Annotated in this window: 19 protein-coding genes; 14 read left to right on the top strand and 5 right to left on the bottom strand. The window is 72.4% G+C overall.

What is annotated here, in order from left to right:
* Positions 1-4 precede the first annotated feature (4 nt).
* A complete protein-coding gene (locus ACZ3KP_RS35500; protein ID WP_467504660.1) occupies positions 5-1027 on the bottom strand; it encodes an SAM-dependent methyltransferase in 1023 nt (340 codons plus the stop codon).
* A 118-nt stretch (positions 1028-1145) separates the two neighbouring features.
* Here ACZ3KP_RS35500 and ACZ3KP_RS35505 point away from each other — a divergent pair, with 118 nt between their 5' ends.
* Both ACZ3KP_RS35505 and ACZ3KP_RS35510 read left to right on the top strand, forming a co-directional pair.
* On the top strand, positions 1146-2351 hold the full coding sequence (locus ACZ3KP_RS35505; RefSeq protein ID WP_358981945.1) for a sensor histidine kinase: 1206 nt from the start codon (positions 1146-1148) through the stop codon (positions 2349-2351).
* An 84-nt stretch (positions 2352-2435) separates the two neighbouring features.
* Positions 2436-3110, top strand: a complete 675-nt coding sequence (locus tag ACZ3KP_RS35510) for a response regulator transcription factor (protein ID WP_132889389.1) — start codon at positions 2436-2438, stop codon at positions 3108-3110.
* Positions 3111-3153: 43 nt separating this feature from the next.
* Here ACZ3KP_RS35510 and ACZ3KP_RS35515 read toward each other — a convergent pair whose 3' ends face one another.
* On the bottom strand, positions 3154-3642 hold the full coding sequence (locus ACZ3KP_RS35515) for a MarR family winged helix-turn-helix transcriptional regulator (RefSeq protein WP_467504662.1): 489 nt from the start codon (positions 3640-3642) through the stop codon (positions 3154-3156).
* A gap of 90 nt (positions 3643-3732) precedes the next feature.
* On the opposite strand from ACZ3KP_RS35515, the gene ACZ3KP_RS35520 reads away from it, so the two are divergent.
* Complete coding sequence (locus tag ACZ3KP_RS35520; protein ID WP_467504664.1) at positions 3733-4320, top strand: NADPH-dependent FMN reductase; 588 nt, start codon at positions 3733-3735, stop codon at positions 4318-4320.
* Positions 4321-4343: 23 nt separating this feature from the next.
* Here the strand turns inward: ACZ3KP_RS35520 and ACZ3KP_RS35525 are convergent, their stop codons facing one another.
* Positions 4344-5444: a DUF5937 family protein gene (locus ACZ3KP_RS35525; protein ID WP_467504665.1), complete on the bottom strand. Its 1101-nt coding sequence runs from the start codon at positions 5442-5444 to the stop codon at positions 4344-4346.
* A gap of 59 nt (positions 5445-5503) precedes the next feature.
* Positions 5504-6718, bottom strand: coding sequence for a threonine aldolase family protein (locus ACZ3KP_RS35530; protein WP_467504667.1), 1215 nt, complete (start codon positions 6716-6718; stop codon positions 5504-5506).
* Positions 6719-6867: 149 nt separating this feature from the next.
* Here ACZ3KP_RS35530 and ACZ3KP_RS35535 point away from each other — a divergent pair, with 149 nt between their 5' ends.
* The 10 genes from ACZ3KP_RS35535 to ACZ3KP_RS35580 all read left to right on the top strand — a co-directional run bounded on the left by ACZ3KP_RS35535 (position 6868) and on the right by ACZ3KP_RS35580 (position 15405).
* Positions 6868-7833, top strand: a complete 966-nt coding sequence (locus ACZ3KP_RS35535) for a Rossmann-like and DUF2520 domain-containing protein (protein ID WP_467504669.1) — start codon at positions 6868-6870, stop codon at positions 7831-7833.
* On the top strand, positions 7830-8831 hold the full coding sequence (panC, locus tag ACZ3KP_RS35540; RefSeq protein WP_467504671.1) for a pantoate--beta-alanine ligase: 1002 nt from the start codon (positions 7830-7832) through the stop codon (positions 8829-8831). Before ACZ3KP_RS35535 ends, panC begins: the two co-directional genes overlap by 4 nt.
* Positions 8828-10549 carry an L-aspartate oxidase gene (locus ACZ3KP_RS35545; protein WP_467504673.1) on the top strand — a complete coding sequence of 574 codons (1722 nt, stop codon included), beginning with the start codon at positions 8828-8830 and terminating at the stop codon, positions 10547-10549. The genes panC and ACZ3KP_RS35545 overlap by 4 nt, the downstream gene beginning before the upstream one ends.
* A gap of 5 nt (positions 10550-10554) precedes the next feature.
* Positions 10555-11541: a carboxylating nicotinate-nucleotide diphosphorylase gene (nadC, locus tag ACZ3KP_RS35550; protein WP_360564335.1), complete on the top strand. Its 987-nt coding sequence runs from the start codon at positions 10555-10557 to the stop codon at positions 11539-11541.
* Positions 11542-11545: 4 nt separating this feature from the next.
* Positions 11546-12343 carry a type III pantothenate kinase gene (locus ACZ3KP_RS35555; protein ID WP_132889372.1) on the top strand — a complete coding sequence of 266 codons (798 nt, stop codon included), beginning with the start codon at positions 11546-11548 and terminating at the stop codon, positions 12341-12343.
* Between the two features lie 411 nt (positions 12344-12754).
* On the top strand, positions 12755-13381 hold the full coding sequence (locus ACZ3KP_RS35560; RefSeq protein WP_467504712.1) for a hypothetical protein: 627 nt from the start codon (positions 12755-12757) through the stop codon (positions 13379-13381).
* 140 nt (positions 13382-13521) lie between these two features.
* Positions 13522-13704, top strand: a complete 183-nt coding sequence (locus ACZ3KP_RS35565; protein ID WP_360564333.1) for a hypothetical protein — start codon at positions 13522-13524, stop codon at positions 13702-13704.
* A gap of 140 nt (positions 13705-13844) precedes the next feature.
* Positions 13845-14255, top strand: a complete 411-nt coding sequence (locus ACZ3KP_RS35570; protein ID WP_467504714.1) for a BlaI/MecI/CopY family transcriptional regulator — start codon at positions 13845-13847, stop codon at positions 14253-14255.
* Positions 14256-14264: 9 nt separating this feature from the next.
* A complete protein-coding gene (locus tag ACZ3KP_RS35575) occupies positions 14265-14798 on the top strand; it encodes an amino-acid N-acetyltransferase (RefSeq protein WP_132889366.1) in 534 nt (177 codons plus the stop codon).
* A gap of 271 nt (positions 14799-15069) precedes the next feature.
* The gene (locus tag ACZ3KP_RS35580) at positions 15070-15405 is read left to right on the top strand and encodes a histone-like nucleoid-structuring protein Lsr2 (RefSeq protein WP_132889364.1); all 336 of its coding nucleotides are present in this window, start codon (positions 15070-15072) and stop codon (positions 15403-15405) included.
* On the opposite strand, the gene ACZ3KP_RS35585 is transcribed toward ACZ3KP_RS35580, so the two are convergent.
* On the bottom strand, positions 15384-16043 hold the full coding sequence (locus tag ACZ3KP_RS35585; RefSeq protein ID WP_467504676.1) for an SCO3374 family protein: 660 nt from the start codon (positions 16041-16043) through the stop codon (positions 15384-15386). The two genes, ACZ3KP_RS35580 and ACZ3KP_RS35585, sit on opposite strands and share 22 nt — an antisense overlap.
* A 430-nt stretch (positions 16044-16473) precedes the next feature.
* Here ACZ3KP_RS35585 and ACZ3KP_RS35590 point away from each other — a divergent pair, with 430 nt between their 5' ends.
* Positions 16474-18999: an ATP-dependent Clp protease ATP-binding subunit gene (locus tag ACZ3KP_RS35590; RefSeq protein ID WP_132889358.1), complete on the top strand. Its 2526-nt coding sequence runs from the start codon at positions 16474-16476 to the stop codon at positions 18997-18999.
* The last annotated feature ends 588 nt before the right edge of the window (positions 19000-19587 follow it).

The raw sequence follows: 19587 nt of genomic DNA on the forward strand, positions 1-19587 counted from the left end.
CGGCTCACCTGAGCGGGTTGTCGACGGCCACCGGCTGGAGCAGCCAGCCGAAGTCGCCGAGGCCGCCGGAGGCGACGAGTTCGGCGGCCTCACCGGCGGTCGAGAGGGCACGCACGTAGGCGGCGGGGTGGGTGGAGGCGAGGGTCAGCGGGGGGCGTGCGGTGATCAGGCCCAGGGCGCGCAGGGCGTCGCGCTGGGTGCACAGCAGCGGCTCGGGCAGCCTGAGCGCCGTGTCGAGCGCCGCGCACGCGTCCAGCGCGACGTGCGCCGTGATGTCGCAGGACCCGTCCGGCACGGGCGCCGTTCCGCGTCCCTCGCGAAAGCCCGTGAGCGTCCCGAACGGGGGGCGGGTGCGCACGGTGTGCGCGTAGTCCACGGCCACCGCGAGCCCCCTCTGCAGGCTGGCCACGGCGGACGCCCAGGCCCGGTCCCGGGGCAGTCCGATCTCCGCGCGCTGCCCCGGCTCGGTACCCAGCGGCCACCACCGTTCGAGCCACTGGGCGTCGGCACCCGACACCCGTTCCCCGAGCACCTCGGTGCCGTCCCGCCGGACCAGGACGAGGCGGGGCGTCCCGGCCGCGTCCACCTCGGCGACGTCGACCGGGACGTTGTCCAGCCACTCGTTGGCGAAGAGCAGGCCGGTGACCGTGCGCGGGAGTTCGGCCAGCCAGGTGACGCGGTCGGGGAGGCGGGACGGGCGGTCGGCGATCTCGACGGCGTACGCGCGCGTGCGTGCCGCCACGTCGGCCGGCAGGGCGGCGAGGACGCCGGTGACCAGTTCGCCGCGGCCCGCGCCCATGTCGACGAAGTCGAGTGTCTCGGGTCGGCCGAGGGCCTCGTCGACCCGGCACAGCAGTTCGGCCACCGCCTCGGCGAACAGCCCCGACGCGTGCACCGACGTGCGGAAGTGCCCGGCCGGGCCCTCCGGGCGGCGGTAGAAGCCGTCGGGGCCGTACAGGGCCGCCTCGGTGGCCGCACGCCAGCCACGGGCGTCCTCGGCCGTCTCTCGCGTCGCCTCATCCGTCACCCGGCCAGACTAGGCGCACAGGTGATCACCTTCTCCACCTTGGGGAGTACGCGCGCGGAACAGGGATCGGCCCTCCGGTTGACCCCTGCACCTATCGCGCTTCCCTACTCTGGGTTACGTGCAGCGCCTCTATGACTTCCTCCGCAGGCACCCGACATGGGTCGACACCTTCTGGGCCGTCGTCCTGTTCGGGATCTCCGGCGTGAGCGCCTGGAGGCTCGGCCACGGGCGGGACCACCACGGCTCGACCGCCGCCATGGTGGCCTTTTCGGTCGTCCTGGGGGTCGTCGTGGCGCTGCGCCGCCGGTTCCCGGAGCGGATGCTGCTGCTGGCGGCGGCCACCGGCGTGGCCCAGCTGGTCCTGGACGTGGAGACGACCGCCGCCAACTTCGCCATGCTGGTGATCGTCTGCACGAACGCCGCGATCGGCGCTCGCTGGGCGTCCCGGTTCGGCCTCTACGCCGGGCTGTGCGCGGCTCCCCTGGCGGAGATCCGGTGGCCGCAGCCGTCCGCGAGTTTCCCCGGCCATGTCGCGATCGTGCTGTTCCAGACGGTGCCGTTCGTGCTGGCCTGGGTGCTCGGCGACTCCATGCGCACCCGCCGCGCCTACTTCGCGCAGCTGGAGGAGCGCGCCGCCCGGCTGGAGAAGGAGCGCGAGGCACAGGCCAAGGTCGCGGTCGCCGCGGAGCGCGCCCGGATCGCGCGGGAGCTGCACGACGTGGTGGCGCACAACGTGTCGGTGATGGTGGTCCAGGCCGACGGCGCCGCCTACGTCCTCGACGCCGCCCCCGACCAGGCCAGGAAGGCCCTGGAGACGATCTCCTCCACCGGCCGCCAGGCCCTCGCCGAGATGCGCCGCCTGCTGGGCGTGCTGCGCACCGGCGAGCACAAGGAGGTCGGCGAGTACGTCCCGCAGCCCGACGTCGAGCAGATCGACGACCTCGTGGAGCAGTGCCGCACCTCCGGGCTGCCCGTCGACTTCAAGGTCGAGGGCACCCCGCGCCCGCTGCCCAGCGGCGTCGAGCTCACGGCGTACCGGATCGTGCAGGAGGCGCTCACCAACACCCGCAAGCACGGCGGCCCCGACGCGGGCGCCAGTGTGCGGCTGGTCTACTTCGACGACGGGCTGGGCCTGCTGGTGGAGGACGACGGCAAGGGCGCCCCGCACGAGATGTACGAGGAGGGCGGTGCCGACGGCCAGGGCCACGGCCTGATCGGCATGCGCGAGCGGGTCGGCATGGTGGGCGGCACTCTCGACGCGGGCCCCCGCCCTGGCGGAGGATTCCGCATCAGTGCCCTGCTGCCGCTCAAACCAGCGCATTGACGCTGACGCACGCCCCCGGTTGACACCTGTCACGCCCCGGAGATTCCGGGCGTAGGCAGACGAACGGAAACGGAAGAGGAGCCGATGACGATCCGTGTGATGCTCGTCGACGACCAGGTGCTGCTGCGCACCGGGTTCCGGATGGTGCTCGCCGCCCAGCCGGACATGGAGGTCGTCGCGGAGGCGGGCGACGGCGTCGAGGCCCTCCAGGTGCTGCGGTCCACCGCCGTGGACGTCGTCCTCATGGACGTGCGCATGCCCAAGCTGGACGGCGTGGAGGCCACCCGGCGCATCTGCGTCGAGCCCGATCCGCCCAAGGTGCTCATCCTGACCACCTTCGACCTCGACGAGTACGCCTTCTCCGGGCTGAAGGCGGGCGCGTCCGGCTTCATGCTCAAGGACGTGCCGCCCGGCGAGCTGCTGGCGGCGATCCGCTCCGTGCACAGCGGCGACGCCGTCGTCGCGCCGTCCACCACCCGCCGGCTGCTCGACCGCTTCGCGCCGATGCTGCCCTCCGCGGGCAAGGAGCCCCGGCACCAGGAGCTGGAGCGGCTCACCGACCGTGAGCGCGAGGTCATGGTGCTGGTCGCGCAGGGCCTGTCGAACGGCGAGATCGCGAGCCGCCTGGTGCTGTCCGAGGCGACCGTGAAGACCCATGTGGGCCGCATCCTCACGAAGCTCGGACTGCGCGACCGCGTCCAGGTCGTCGTCCTCGCCTACGAGACCGGCCTGGTCCGGGCGGGCGGCGGGCTCGGCTGACGCACCCCGCGCGCCGGGACCGCCGGTCCGCGACGGGCGCGGTCTAGGACGCGCCGTCGGTGGCGGCCTCGTTGCGCTCCGGGTCGAGGCGCTCGACCGCCTGCCCGCTCCAGGCGCGGATGACCGCCGTCTGCTCGGGGGTCAGCGGGTCGAGGAAGTGGCGGCGGATGTTGGCGCCGTGCACGAGGACGGCGTTCCGGGCGGCGTCGCGGCCCTCGGGGGTGAGCCCGACCCCGGCGCGGCGACCGTCGGCCCCGTACCGGGTGCGCTTGACGAAGCCGCGTTTCTCCATGCGCGTCAGCTGATGCGAGACGCGGCTCTTGTCCCAGTCGAGCGACTCGGAGAGCTCGCCGACCCGCATCTCCCGGCCGGCGGCCTGCCACAACGTCACCAGCACGCTGAACTCGGGCTTGGAGATGCCGCAGGCGCCCTGCAGACCGCGTTCCAGCTCCCTGGTGAGCAGGCGCTGCGCCCGCATCCAGGTGTCCCAGAGCTCCCACTCCTCGGGTTCCAGCGCTCGCGTCTCCGTCATGCCGCCGAGACTACCGCGAACAGCGGTGTTGTCACATCAACTCACTCCCCCATAGAGTTGACGTATCAACTCCCTTCGGGAAGGAAGACCATGCCGCTCCGCATCGCGCTCATCCTCGGTAGCACCCGCCCCGGACGCCGCGGCGACCAGATCGCCGCCTGGGCACTGGAGGCCGCCCGCGCCCACGGCGGCGCCGACTACGAACTCGTCGACCTCGCCGACCACGACCTCGGCAACCTCGACGAACCCGGCAACCCGAGCTTCCAGCAGTACCAGCACGACCACACCCGCGCGTGGGGCGCGCTCATCGACAGCTTCGACGGCTACGTGTTCCTCGTCCCCGAGTACAACCGCGCCTACCCGGGAGCGCTGAAGAACGCCCTGGACTACGTCTACCGGGAGTGGAACGACAAGGCCGCCGGGATCATCAGCTACGGCGGCTGGGTCGCCGGGGCACGGGCCGCCGAGGCGCTGCGGCTCGTCCTCGCCGAACTCCAGGTGGCCACCGTCCGCGCCCAGCCCGCCATCTCGACGCACCCCTCGTTCCGCACCGGCGCCTTCGTACCCCAGGAGGGCCTCGACACCGCCGTGGAAGGGCTGCTCGACCAGCTGATCGCCTGGTCCGGGGCGCTGCGCGGGGTGCGCCGGGCCAAGGCGCAGCCGGCCACGGCCGCCTGAACCCCGGTGCGGACCGGCCCGCGCTAGCGGAGTATGCCCTCCAGGAAGTCGCTGCCCAGCCGGGCGACGACCGTGACGTCCAGTTGGTGAAGCACGTAGCGGCCGCGGCGGCGGGTCGTGACCAGGCCGGCCTTCTTGAGCACCCCCAGGTGCCGGGACACCTCCGGCGCCGACAGGCCGTGCACCTGCGCCAGCTCGCTGGTGGTGTACGCGCTGCGCGCCAGGAACCGGCACAGCCGCATCCGGACGGGATGGGAGAGCGCGGCCATCCGCAGCGTCAACTGCTCCACCGAGGCCGGGGTGGCCAGCTCCGGTGAACCGACCGGATAGTGCAGCACCGGCTGCCAGCCGTAGCGGTGCAGCACCATCAGATGCGGCCAGCCGAGGCTCGTGGGCACCAGCAGCAGGCCGTCGACGTCCGTCACCGCGTGGCCGTCGGTCAGCTTGTCCACGGTGATCCGCGAGGCGGCCTCGTCGAGCGTCACGGAGGGTGAGACGGCGGCCAGCGCCTCGGCCAGCCCCTTGTGCCGCAGCAGCTCGGTCTTGTGCCGGGCGTCGGCCGCCAGCTGGTGGCGCAGCCGCGACCAGGCCTCGTCGAAGAACGCCGCCGCGCAGTCCGCCAGGAACCGGCGCAGCCACGCGCGCACGCTCGGCGGATCGTCGAGCAGCCGCTGGGCGAAGCGGACCTGCCGCGGGCCGCGGGAGGCCGCCACCTCCAGCGCCCGGCGCCGCACGACGGGGTCCGACAGGATGTCCGGTGCCTTCGCGTCGTACGACCACACGCAGGTGAACTCCAGGGCGGCGTCCACGAACTGCCCGTCCGTCAGCTTGTCCAGCTGGTCCAGTTCCTCCGCGAGCGTGCCGCCCGGGACGGCGCCCGGCACGCCCGCGAACGGCAGGAACAAGTCGGAGAACGTCGACCGCCACAGGAAGTCCGCCTCGCACATCCGGTCCGCCAGGTCCGGCTCCAGGCGTGCGGTCACGCCCGTCACCCAGCCCTGGAGGCCGGGATGGTGCCCCGGCTCGGACAGCGCGTGCAGCGCCATGCCGAGCTCGGCCAGCGCAGAGGGCACGACGGCGACCCTGTCCGGCCGCAGCCCCGCGATGTCGATACGCACGCTCATGTGCCCATCGTGCACCCCGCCACCGACAACGCCCCCGCGGGCGCTTCGGTGACGGGGGTTCACGGCAACCGTGTCACGAAGTCCGCGACCGCCGCCCGTACCTCCTGCGCCGTCCAGTCCAGACCCGCCGCCGTCACCGTCACCTCCGTCATCGAGAGGCCCGGTCCCTTCGTCTCCCAGAAGCCGGCGAAGAGGTAGGTGCCGGTCTCCTCGGCCTGCCGGAGCGCCGCCTCCGTCAGCGCGTCCGCCTCGTACGGCAGCCAGACCTGGAACTGGTGGGTGTGCGGTTCCCGGGGATGCACCCGCGACCAGGGGACGCCGCTTTCCGCGAGGCCCTCGCCCAGTGCCGCGGCGACCACGCGCGCGTGCCGCACGTAGTCCGGGAGGCGCGGGAGTTCGCGGTCCAGGCCGACGAGAGCGGCGAGGGCGGTCGGGAACTGCTGGAAGACCATCCCGCCGTACCGGTGCCGCCAGGTCTTCGCCTCCTCGATCAGAGGACCGGGACCGGCCAGCGCGGCGCCGCCGAAACCGCCGAGGGACTTGTAGAACGACACGTAGACGCTGTCCGCGAGGTCGGCGATCTCGGGCAGGGGGCGGCCGAAGTGGACGGTGGTCTCCCACAGGCGGGCCCCGTCGAAGTGCACCACCGCGTCGCGGTCCCGGGCCGCAGCCACGACCTCGGTGAGCTCCTCCCAGGAAGGCAGCACGAAACCGGCGTCCCGCAGGGGAAGTTCCAGCATCAGGGCCCCGAAGGGCTCCTCGAAGTCGCGTATCTCCCGGGCGGTGGGGAGCCGGGGCTCACGGGTGACGCGCACCGGGCGCAGGCCGGCCACCTCACGGAAGGCGTCGCGTTCGTGCACCTCGGGGTGGGCGAGAGCGTGCAGGGCGACCGTGGCGTTGCCGGTGCGGCCCGCCCAGCAGCGCAGGGCGACCTGCTGGGCCATCGTGCCGGTCGGGAAGAACGCGGCGGCCTCCGTGCCCAGCAGGGCCGCGACCCGCTTCTCCAGGGCCTCGACGACGCCGTTGCCGTAGACGTCCACGGCCTCGTCCAGGTCGTACACCCCGGGCGCCGCCTCCTGGAGCCATGCCAGCTGATCGCGGAGCGAGGCGCGCACGTTCACGCGCGCGAGGACGCGCCCGGCCGCCCGGTAGGCGGCCGCGCGCCGCTCCCGGAGGCGTTCCTCGGCGGAGCGGGAACCGCCGGGCTGCTCGTCCGGCTGCTCGCCCTCGCCGGTCCCGTCCGGGGTGATCTCGTTCTGAGGGTTGTCGTTCATGCCGTGGATGATGCCCGGCGTGTTCCCGCGCGATGTGACGGGTCACCCACAGCCTGTGGACGGCCAACCGCGCCCCGACCCGATAGCGTTAACATGACGAGAAATCGTCCGGTACCCAGAGCGGACTGGAACGGGAAGGCCACCGTCGCGTGAGTACAGTCCAACACCCAGACCCCAGCGACCGCCCCGCACGGCTCACCGTGGGCGTCGTCGGCGCCGGCCGCGTCGGCCCCGCACTCGCCGCGTCCCTGCAGCTCGCCGGGCACCGCCCGGTCGCCGTGTCCGGGGTCTCCGACACCTCCCGGCGGCGCGCCGAGACGATGCTGCCCGACGTCCCGCTGGTACCGCCCGCCGAGGTCCTCCAGCGCGCCGACCTGGTGCTCCTGACCGTCCCCGACGACGCCCTGCCGGGCCTGGTGACGGGCCTCGCCGAGACCGGCGCGGTACGCCCGGGACAGCTGCTGGTGCACACCTCCGGACGGTACGGCGCTCGGGTCCTCGACCCCGCCCTGCGCGCGGGCGCCCTGCCGCTGGCCCTGCATCCCGCGATGACCTTCACGGGGACACCGGTGGACGTACAGCGGCTGGCCGGCTGCGCGTTCGGCGTCACCGCGCCCGAGGAGCTGCGGCTGGCGGCGCAGGCCCTGGTCATCGAGATGGGCGGCGAGCCGGAGTGGATCCTGGAGGAGAACCGCCCGCTCTACCACGCGGCCCTCGCGCTCGGCGCGAACCACCTGGTCACGCTGGTCGCCCAGGCCATGGAGCTGCTGCGCACCGCCGGTGTGGAGGCCCCCGACCGGATGCTCGGCCCGCTGCTGGGCGCGGCCCTGGACAACGCCCTGCGCTCCGGTGACGCGGCGCTGACCGGGCCGGTCGCGCGCGGGGACGCGGGGACCGTGGCCGCCCACGTCACGGAGCTGCGCAGGCACGCCCCGCAGGCCGTCGACGGCTACCTGGCGATGGCCCGCGCGACGGCCGACCGTGCCCTGGCGCACGGTCTGCTGAAGCCGGAGCTCGCCGAGGACCTCCTCGGCGTCCTCGCGAACCGTGCCGTCGACGGGAGCGCCACCGACGGCACCGACGGCACCGAAGGCACCGAGGGGAACGCCCGATGACGACCGCCCTGCTGAGCACCGCCGACGAGCTGCGCGCGCGGGAGCGCCACGGCCGCCGCGCCGTCGTGATGACCATGGGAGCCCTGCACGAGGGCCACGCCACGCTGATCCGCGCCGCGCGCGAAGCCGCGGGCCCGGACGGCGAGGTCGTCGTCACGGTCTTCGTCAACCCGCTGCAGTTCGGGGAGGGCGAGGACCTCGACCGCTATCCGCGCACGCTGGAAGCCGATCTGAAGCTCGCCGAACAGGCGGGCGCCGACGCCGTTTTCGCCCCCTCGGTCGACGAGGTCTACCCGGGCGGCCGGCCCCAGGTGCGGGTCACCGCGGGGCCGATGGGCGCCCGCCTGGAGGGCGCCTCGCGTCCCGGGCACTTCGACGGTGTCCTCACCGTCGTCGCCAAGCTGCTGCACCTCACCCGGCCCGACGTGGCCCTGTTCGGGCAGAAGGACGCCCAGCAGCTGGCCGTGATCCGGCGCATGGTGCGCGACCTGAACTTCGGCATCGAGATCATCGGCGTGCCGACCGTGCGCGAGGCCGACGGACTCGCGCTGTCCAGCCGCAACCGCTACCTGTCGGCCGACGAGCGGCGCACGGCGCTCACCCTGTCCCGCGCGCTGTTCGCCGGACGCGACCGGCACGCGGCGCAGGAGGCGCTGCGCGCGCGGGCCCTGGAGGTGCCCTCCACGCGCGCGCGTGCCGAGGCCCTCAGCGCCATAGGGGAGTCCCGCGCCGCCGCCGACGCGCACGCCGTCGCCAAGGCGGTGCCGAACGCCGCCGCGGCCGTCCGCGCGGCCGCCCGGGCCGTCCTGGACGAGGGCGTGCACTTCGACCCGCCGCTCGAACTGGACTACCTCGCCCTGGTCGACCCCGCCGACTTCACCGAGATCGACGACGACTTCATGGGTGAGGCCGTCCTCGCCGTCGCCGCCCGGGTCGGCACCACCCGGCTGATCGACAACATCCCCCTCACCTTCGCCGCCCCCGGAGCCGCCTCGTGACCAGTACCGGCATACGACTGCACGCGCCCGCCCCCGGATGGTCCATCGACGCCGACGTGGTGGTCGTCGGGTCCGGCGTCGCCGGCCTGACCGCCGCCCTGCGCTGCGAGGCCGCGGGACTGACCACGGTCGTCGTCACCAAGGCGCTCCTCGACGACGGCTCCACGCGCTGGGCACAGGGCGGCGTCGCCGCGGCCCTGGGCGAGGGCGACACCCCCGAGCAGCACCTGGACGACACCCTGGTCGCGGGCGTCGGCCTGTGCGACGAGCACGCCGTCCGGATCCTGGTCACCGAGGGCCCGGACGCGGTACGACGGCTGATCTCGACCGGCGCCCACTTCGACACCGACGCGGACGGCGACATCGAGCTGACCCGCGAGGGCGGCCACCACCGGCGCCGGATCGTCCACGCGGGTGGCGACGCGACCGGCGCGGAGATCTCCCGCGCGCTGGTGGAAGCGGCTCGCGCGCGGGGCGTGCGCATGATCGAGAACGCCTTGGTGCTCGACCTGCTGACGGACGCCGAGGGGCGCACGGCGGGCGTGACCCTGCACGTGATGGGCGAGGGCCAGCACGACGGCGTGGGCGCCGTGCACGCCCCCGCGGTCGTCCTCGCGACCGGCGGCATGGGCCAGGTCTTCTCCGCGACCACCAACCCCGCGGTGTCCACGGGCGACGGCGTGGCGCTGGCGCTGCGCGCGGGCGCCGAGGTCAGCGACCTCGAATTCGTGCAGTTCCACCCGACCGTGCTGTTCCTCGGCGCCGACGCGGAGGGCCAGCAGCCGCTGGTCTCCGAGGCGGTGCGCGGCGAGGGCGCGCACCTGGTCGACGCGGACGGCGTGCGCTTCATGGTCGGGCAGCACGAACTGGCCGAGCTGGCGCCCCGGGACATCGTCGCCAAGGGCATCACGCGGCGCATGCAGGAGCAGGACGCCGAGCACATGTTCCTGGACGCCCGGCACTTCGGCGCGGACATGTGGGAGCACCGCTTCCCGACCATCCTGGCCGCCTGCCGGGCGCACGGCATCGACCCGGTCACCGAGCCCATCCCGATCGCGCCGGCCGCGCACTACGCCTCCGGTGGCGTGCGCACCGACGCGCGCGGGCGCACGACCGTCCCCGGCCTGTACGCCTGCGGAGAGGTCGCGTGCACCGGCGTGCACGGCGCGAACCGGCTGGCGTCCAACTCCCTCCTGGAGGGCCTGGTCTATGCCGAGCGCATCGTCGCCGACATCACGGAGCGGCACGCGGCGGACCGCCTCCACGCGCGCGTACCCGCACCGGTCCCGCACCCCGACCAGCCCGATCACCCGCTGCAGACCCCCGAGGCCCGGTTCGCCATCCAGCGGATCATGACCGAGGGCGCCGGCGTCCTGCGCTCCGCCGAGTCCCTGACCAGGGCCGCCGAGCAGCTGCAGCGCCTGCACACCGAGGCCCGCGAGGCACTCGTGGAGCACGGCAAGACCGCCGAGCCCGGCGTCGACACCTGGGAGGCCACCAACCTCCTGTGCGTCGCGCGCGTGCTCGTCGAGGCGGCCCTGCGCCGCGCGGAGACCCGCGGCTGCCACTGGCGCGAGGACCACGCCGACCGCGACGACGTGAACTGGCGGCGCCACATCGTCGTACGGCTCAATCCGGACCGTTCGCTGGCCGTACGCACCACCGACACCGCAGACTTCCCCCCGACCCGGCCGCACCAGCCATCCCAGGAGCAGTGACAGACGTGAGCACCAACGATCTTCCCCTCGCCGACGGCGGCGGCTGCGGCGACGGCTGTGCCTGCGGCGCCGATGGCGACGAGGGGGCCGCAGAGTACATGGTGTGCGGGCTCGACCCCGCGCTCGCCGAACTCCTCGCCGCCGCCGGACTCGACCCCCTGGAGGTCGAGGACATCGCCAACGTGGCCATCCAGGAGGACCTGGACAACGGCGTGGACGTGACCACCGTCGCGACGATCCCCGAGGAGGCCGTGGCGACCGCCGACTTCGTCGCGCGCGAGGCGGGCGTCGTCGCGGGCCTCCGGGTCGCCGAGGCCGTGGTCTCCGTGGTCTGCACCGACGAGTTCGAGGTCGAGCGGCACGTCGAGGACGGCGACCGGGTCGAGGCCGGGCAGAAGCTGCTCTCGATCACCACCCGCACCCGCGACCTGCTCACGGCCGAACGCAGCGCGCTCAACATCCTGAACCGCCTGTCCGGCATCGCGACCGCCACGCGCGCGTGGGCCGACGCCCTCGAAGGCACGGACACGCGCGTGCGCGACACCCGCAAGACCACGCCGGGGCTGCGCTCCCTGGAGAAGTTCGCGGTGCGCTGCGGCGGTGGCGTCAACCACCGCATGTCGCTCTCCGACGCGGCCCTCGTGAAGGACAACCACGTGCTCGCCGCCGGTGGCGTCGCCCAGGCCTTCAAGGCCGTCCGCGAGGCATTCCCCGACCTGGCGATCGAGGTCGAGGTGGACACCCTGCACCAGCTGCGCGAGGTCGTCGACGCGGGCGCCGACCTGATCCTGCTGGACAACTTCACGCCGGGCGAGTGCGAGGAGGCCGTCGCCCTCGTGCACGGCCGCGCGCTCCTGGAGGCGTCCGGGCGGCTGACCCTGGACAACGCGCGGGCGTACGCCGACACCGGCGTGGACTTCCTGGCCGTCGGCGCCCTGACTCACTCCTCGCCGATCCTGGACATCGGCCTGGACCTGCGCGCGGCGGAGTGACGCCATGCTCCTCACGATCGACGTCGGCAACACGCACACCGTCCTCGGCCTCTTCGACGGCGAGGACATCGTCGAGCACTGGCGCATCTCCACGGACGCGCGCCGTACCGCCGACGAGCTGGCGGTGCTCCTCCAGGGCCTGATGGGCATGCACCCGCTGCTCGGCGACGAGCTCGGCGACGGCATCGACGGGATCGCGATCTGCGCGACCGTGCCGTCCGTGCTGCACGAGCTGCGCGAGGTCACGCGGCGCTACTACGGCGACGTGCCCGCGGTTCTCGTCGAGCCCGGGGTGAAGACCGGGGTGCCGGTCCTGACCGACCACCCGAAGGAGGTCGGCGCCGACCGGATCATCAACGCGGTCGCGGCCGTCGAACTGTTCGGGGGCCCGGCGATCGTCGTCGACTTCGGCACCGCGACGACCTTCGACGCGGTGTCCGCGCGCGGGGAGTACGTCGGCGGTGTGATCGCGCCCGGCATCGAGATCTCCGTGGAGGCGCTGGGCGTCAAGGGCGCCCAGCTGCGGAAGATCGAGGTGGCCCGGCCGCGGAGCGTGATCGGGAAGAACACGGTGGAGGCCATGCAGGCGGGCATCGTGTACGGGTTCGCCGGCCAGGTCGACGGGGTGGTCGGGCGGATGGCCCGGGAGCTGGCGGACGATCCGGACGACGTGACGGTGATCGCGACGGGCGGGCTGGCGCCGATGGTGCTGGGCGAGTCCTCGGTGATCGACGAGCACGAGCCGTGGCTGACGCTGGTGGGCCTGCGGCTGGTGTACGAGCGGAACGTGTCGCGGCCGTAGGCCGCCCGGGGCGGAGCACGGCGCGGCACCGCGCGACGCGAGCGGCGGGCTGCGCCCCCGCCGTCCGCGCCGCTCCTGCCGTACCCGCGGCCCGCGCCGCGCCCGCCGTCCGCGCCGCCCCTGGCGTACCCGCGGCCCGCGCCGCGCCCGCCGTCCGCGCCGCCCCTGGCGTACTCGCGGCCCGCGCCGCCCGCGCCGCTCCTGCCGTACCCGCGGCCCGCGCCGCGCCCGCCGTCCGCGCCGCCCCTGGCGTACTCGCGGCCCGCGCCGCCCCCGCCGCGCGCGAGGGGCCCTGCCGAGAGGCGGCTAGGCGGGTGGCCCCTATCGCGCCACACCCGCACCCTGTGTCTGGTTTGTCTGATTTACGCGTATCTTCGGTCCATGCCCACGCCCTACGGATCCCGCGGCGGCATGGCGTTCGGTGCGGAGGAGCTGCGCGTGCTCCGCCGTGCTCTCGCCCTCGCCCTTCACCCCGGCCCCGCCTCCGCCGACGACATCAAGCACTGTCATCGGCTCGCCGAGTCGCTCGACGAGGCGACGCGCGAGGCGGACCGGCTGCGCGCCTTCCTGGTGGCCGATCTCGCCCGCTATCGGGCCGCCCTTCCGGGAACCGCCACCGGTTACCTGGCCCTCCTGGAGGAGGTCCTGGCCGCCGGGCACCGGCCCACCCCGGACGATCTCGCCGCGCTGCGGGCGCTGCGCGGCAACCCCGCCGCCGCCGCGCTGCTCGACCGGTGCCAGGATCTCGCCGAGTGCGACGTGCGGGCCCGCCTCGCGCAGGGTGCCCGCAGGGTGCCGGCGCCCGCCGTTCCGCTCTCCAGGGCCCGCCTGGCAGCCCTGCCGGGCGGTGTGGCCGAGGACCCGGAGCGCAAGCCGAAGGAGAAGCCCGCCGAGCGGCCGGCCCCGCGGCCCGCGACTCCCGAGCCCGCCGCGCCGAAGCGCCCCATCCCCACCCCGGGCGAGGTGTTCCCCCGCCGCCGCCCCACCCCGCCCCCCGCCGGGCCCCCGCGCCAGCTCCGTCAGCTCGCCGCGGGCTGAACCCCGGGCCGCGCCCCACCCGGCCGCCCGGGTCGTGGGGGACACGCGGGTGGGTGGGGAAAACGGCAGCTCGCGGGGGTTGCGGATCGCTTCGCCCACCCCGCACCTTTCGCCCGGTCCGCCGTGGCTACTCTGGACGCATGGAATATGCCGCCGCGCTCCTGCCTCCGGTCGTCATGGCCATCTTCTTCATCGGCCTGGTCCGGGTGATCGTGAAGACCCAGGGCGGAGCCGCCAAGGCCAAGGAGGACGCCGCCGTCGACGCCGCCCTCGCCCACGCGGAGGGCGTCCGGCAGGCCGCCGCCCCGAAGGCCGACGCCTGACCCGTCGGGCCCGCGCCGGTCCGCCCCCGGCGGCACTCTCCGGGGCGCACGCCCTTTTTGTTCGCCTTTGTCGGCGAAGGTGCACGTCCGGCACGCCTTTGGCGGGATCTCCCACTATTGTCTGAGCTGTGCCTCGCCCATTGGGAGAACTCGAAGACGCGGTCATGACGCGGGTGTGGAAGTGGAACCGCCCGGTGACCGTTCGAGAAGTCCTGGAAGACCTCCAGCAGGAACGGTCCATCGCCTACACCACGGTGATGACCGTTTTGGACAATCTCCATCAGAAGGGCTGGGTCCGCCGCGAGGCCGAAGGGCGTGCCTATCGATATGAGGCCGTCTCCACCAGGGCCGCCTACGCCGCCGCTCTGATGAACGACGCCTGGTCGCAGAGCGACAACCCCGCCGCCGCTCTCGTCGCCTTCTTCGGGATGATGAGCGACGAACAGCGTCAGGCGCTGCGCGACGCCGTACGCATCGTGCAGGGCCCGGATAGGGCGGAACGGCCGGAAGAGGAGAACCCCGGCTCTGTGGTGGACCACGGAGGGCGATAGCGTCCGCTCATGTCAGCGATGCGCCCCGAAGTCACCGCAAAAGCCATCACCGTCCGGCGGGCCAGGACCGGCGATGTCCCGGCGGTGCGCCGCCTCCTTGACGCGTACGTCCGCGACCGCATCCTGCTCGACAAAGCGACGGTCACGCTTTACGAGGACATCCAGGAGTTCTGGGTCGCGGAACGCGACGACAACGCCGAGGTGGTCGGCTGCGGCGCACTGCACGTGATGTGGGAAGACCTCGCGGAAGTGCGCACTCTCGCGGTGAAGCCGGGCCTCAAGGGCGCCGGTGTCGGTCATCAGTTGCTGGAGAAGTTGGTGGAGACCGCGCGTTGGCTCGGTGTTCGCCGCGTTTTCTGTCTGACCTTCGAAGTCGAGTTCTTCGGGAAGCACGGCTTCGTGGAGATCGGCGAGACGCCCGTGGACACCGATGTCTACGCGGAGCTGTTGCGTTCCTATGACGAGGGCGTCGCGGAGTTCCTCGGACTCGAACGAGTGAAACCGAACACCTTGGGCAACAGCCGGATGCTTCTGCATCTGTGATCGCCAAGGGCCGCGAGGGCAGAGATGGGCAGGAGATCGACGGGAGATCGGCCCGCTATTCCGGGCACCCCGCCTTGCCCCGGTGCCCTATGTCCGAAACGCGCACGTTTCCGCGTGGGAGTGGGCCCCCCGGTCTCTCCCAGGGGTTTGTGTTTTCCTCGCAAAAGCGGTTTGCTTTCCGACGTACTGCAGTACTGCATATAACAGGGGACGGCGTAACGGCGGACGCCGCGGACCCCCGGCCCTCACGTTTTCGATGAAAGGAAATCCGGTGGCACAGAAGGTTCAGGTCCTTCTTGTCGACGACCTCGACGGCGGCGAGGCGGACGAGACCGTGACGTTCGCGCTGGACGGCAAGACATACGAGATCGATCTCACGACGGCCAATGCGGACAAGCTGCGTGATCTCCTCGACCCCTACGTCAAGGGCGGCCGGCGTACCGGTGGCCGCTCCTCGGGCGGGCGCGGAAAGGCCCGTGCGGCTTCCGGCGGCAGCCAGGACACCGCGCAGATCCGCGCCTGGGCGAAGGAGAACGGCTACGAGGTGAACGACCGCGGACGTGTTCCCGCGACCATTCGCCAGGCCTACGAGGACGCCAACGCCTGACGGCCCGGCTCGCGGCCCGCACGCCGCAGCCGGATGCGGTGGCACTCGGTGGCCACCGTCTCCACCACGCGCACGAGATCGGGGGCGCCCCCGACGCGCCCCGCGGCCGACAGCGTCGGCAGCGAGGCCTCGACCTCGCACCCCGCCCCGGGGGGTCGCAACCAGACGGCGGCCCCCCGTACGGGTTCCGTGAGGTCCTCGGCATGTCCGGGCCGGGCCGGCGCGTCCATCCGGCCCCGCGCGCCCAGTGCCCGCACGTCGAGGGCCAGCGCGCCCCACTCCAGCCACTCCAGCAGCCCCGGCAGCTCCTCCGCGCCGCCCGCGGCCACCAGCAGCCGCATCCGCCCGCCCTGGAGGGCCACCGGAGAGCCCGGCGTCAGATGCCTGAGCGCCTCGACGCCCGCCTCGGCCGGCACGTCGAGGACGTCGAAGCGCACGCCCGTGACCAGCCGTAGCGGTTCTCCGGGCGACGCGGGCACTGTCGTCCACCCCAGATCGTTCTCGTACCAGTGCCACAGCGGGCCCGGGGACCGGGTGCCGCGGGGCGCACCGACGGAGCCGCCCCGAGCGGAACCGGAACCGAGCGGACGACGGGGGTGAGGGACCGTGGAAGCAGCCAGGGGGAGCGTGCCAGCCATGCCCCCTGCAACGCCCGAGGGCCGCCAGAGTTACGCTGGGTGCGCCGGTGACTGCGCAGCGTCGCGCGACAGGCGCCGCGCGGGCGTCCGGAGCGGTGCAAGGTTGTTCGCCCATAGCGGAGGGACCGGGGGCTCACGGCATGGACTGTCCGTCGCTGCGGGTAAGACATCCCTAGTGGGAGGGGGGCGACACGCATGCGAGACCGTCTCACGTTCGCCATCGGCGTACTGGTGGAAGGGGTAACTGCCTGGCCTGCGGGAACATCGTCTCGCACCATCGGGTTGGAGCAGATGTCGGCGTTCGGGGTCAGGAGGCCATCGACGGTGTCGGCAGTTGGAATGAGCGGTCCCCGCTTGCGGGACTAAGCTGCGGAAGGACAGGGAGGGGAAGTTCCCCCCACTGCCTGACCGCTCTGAGGAGCGATTAACGATGTTCGAGAGGTTCACCGACCGCGCGCGGCGGGTTGTCGTCCTGGCTCAGGAAGAAGCCCGGATGCTCAACCACAACTACATCGGCACCGAGCACATCCTCCTGGGCCTGATCCACGAGGGTGAGGGTGTCGCCGCCAAGGCCCTTGAGAGCCTCGGGATTTCGCTCGAGGCGGTCCGCCAGCAGGTGGAGGAGATCATCGGCCAGGGCCAGCAGGCCCCGTCCGGGCACATCCCCTTCACCCCCCGTGCCAAGAAGGTCCTGGAGCTGTCGCTCCGCGAGGCCCTTCAGCTGGGCCACAACTACATCGGCACGGAGCACATCCTGCTCGGCCTGATCCGTGAGGGCGAGGGCGTCGCCGCCCAGGTCCTGGTCAAGCTGGGCGCCGATCTCAACCGGGTGCGGCAGCAGGTCATCCAGCTGCTCTCCGGCTACCAGGGCAAGGAGACCGCCACCGCCGGCGGCCCTGCCGAGGGCACCCCCTCGACGTCCCTGGTCCTCGACCAGTTCGGCCGGAACCTCACCCAGGCCGCTCGTGAGTCCAAGCTCGACCCGGTCATCGGGCGCGAGAAGGAGATCGAGCGGGTCATGCAGGTGCTGTCCCGCCGTACCAAGAACAACCCGGTCCTGATCGGTGAGCCCGGCGTCGGCAAGACCGCCGTCGTCGAGGGCCTCGCCCAGGCCATCGTCAAGGGCGAGGTGCCCGAGACCCTCAAGGACAAGCACCTCTACACCCTGGACCTCGGCGCCCTGGTCGCCGGCTCCCGCTACCGCGGTGACTTCGAGGAGCGCCTGAAGAAGGTCCTCAAGGAGATCCGCACCCGCGGCGACATCATCCTGTTCATCGACGAGCTGCACACGCTGGTCGGTGCGGGTGCCGCCGAGGGCGCCATCGACGCGGCCTCGATCCTGAAGCCGATGCTGGCCCGCGGTGAGCTGCAGACCATCGGTGCCACCACCCTGGACGAGTACCGCAAGCACCTGGAGAAGGACGCGGCCCTGGAGCGCCGCTTCCAGCCCATCCAGGTCGCCGAGCCGTCCCTGCCGCACACGATCGAGATCCTCAAGGGTCTGCGTGACCGGTACGAGGCCCACCACCGGGTCTCCATCACGGACGAGGCGCTGGTCCAGGCGGCCACCCTGGCCGACCGCTACATCTCGGACCGCTTCCTGCCGGACAAGGCGATCGACCTGATCGACGAGGCCGGTTCCCGGATGCGCATCCGCCGGATGACCGCGCCGCCGGACCTGCGCGAGTTCGACGAGAAGATCGCCGCCGTCCGCCGGGACAAGGAGTCCGCGATCGACTCGCAGGACTTCGAGAAGGCCGCCTCCCTGCGTGACAAGGAGAAGCAGCTCCTGGCCGCCAAGGCCAAGCGGGAGAAGGAGTGGAAGGCCGGCGACATGGACGTCGTCGCCGAGGTCGACGGCGAGCTGATCGCCGAGGTCCTCGCCACGGCCACCGGCATCCCGGTCTTCAAGCTGACCGAGGAGGAGTCGTCCCGCCTGCTGCGCATGGAGGACGAGCTCCACAAGCGGGTCATCGGCCAGGTCGACGCCGTCAAGGCGCTGTCGAAGGCGATCCGCCGTACGCGTGCCGGTCTGAAGGACCCGAAGCGCCCCGGTGGCTCGTTCATCTTCGCCGGCCCGTCCGGTGTCGGTAAGACCGAGCTGTCCAAGGCCCTCGCCGAGTTCCTCTTCGGTGACGAGGACGCGCTGATCTCCCTCGACATGTCGGAGTTCAGCGAGAAGCACACGGTGTCGCGTCTCTTCGGTTCGCCCCCCGGCTACGTGGGCTACGAAGAGGGCGGCCAGCTGACCGAGAAGGTCCGCCGCAAGCCGTTCTCCGTCGTCCTCTTCGACGAGGTGGAGAAGGCCCACCCGGACATCTTCAACAGCCTGCTGCAGATCCTGGAGGACGGTCGGCTGACCGACTCCCAGGGCCGGGTCGTGGACTTCAAGAACACGGTCATCATCATGACGACCAACCTCGGCACCCGGGACATCTCCAAGGGCTTCAACCTGGGCTTCGCGGCCTCGGGTGACACGAAGACCAACTACGAGCGCATGAAGAACAAGGTCCAGGACGAGCTCAAGCAGCACTTCCGGCCCGAGTTCCTCAACCGCGTCGACGACGTGGTGGTCTTCCCGCAGCTCACGCAGGAGGACATCCTGCGGATCGTCGACCTGATGATCAGCAAGGTGGACGAGCGCCTGAAGGACCGGGACATGGGCATCGAGCTCTCCCAGTCCGCCAAGGAGCTGCTGTCCAAGAAGGGCTACGACCCGGTGCTGGGCGCGCGTCCGCTGCGCCGCACGATCCAGCGCGAGGTGGAGGACACGCTCTCGGAGAAGATCCTCTTCGGCGAGCTGCGTCCCGGCCACATCGTGGTCGTCGACACGGAGGGCGAGGGCGACACCGCGACCTTCACCTTCCGCGGCGAGGAGAAGTCGGCACTCCCCGACGTCCCGCCGATCGAGCAGGCGGCCGGCGGAGCCGGACCGAACCTGAGCAAGGAGGCGTAGCCCTTCAGGGGTGAGCCGATGACAGGGGCCGGTGCTTCTCGAAGCACCGGCCCCTGTCGCATGCCGTGGCGCGGGACCTGGGACAGTCGGCCGCCGTGGTCCGGCAGTTTGAACGCCTTGCCCTCGCCCGACGACGCGCTGGGCGGTCCTGTGGGCCGACCAGGTCAGTGAAAGAGGCTGAGGAAGCCGCAGATGCCGCCAGGTGGCGTGGTCGACCGGTGGAGCCGCTCTCCCGCCGCGGCCCGCGGCCCGGTGCGGCCGTGGGGCGGGGTGGCGGCCGTCACATGTCGACGGGTGCGGGTCCCGGCGACTGGTGACATACCGCACGGGGGAAATGTCCGGTACTAGCCGAGATAGTGGGACCTGTAGCCGAGATGAAGGGGTGTGGCGGCCGGAGGTGGCGGCGGTGTCGCGACGTCGGGGCGGGGTGGTGCGGTCGGGGTTTCTGTCAAGAAAGGCCCTGTTATGGAAGCGGATACTACGAAGTGCCGTAGACGGGGGGTTTGAGCGTCGGGCGGCCTGTGGGTTACCAAGGGATGGCCCACCCAGTGCACGGCCGGCGAACGAGCCGGTGTGCCGGTGGGTCCC

It is taken from the genome of Streptomyces sp. NPDC020958, from assembly GCF_055562175.1.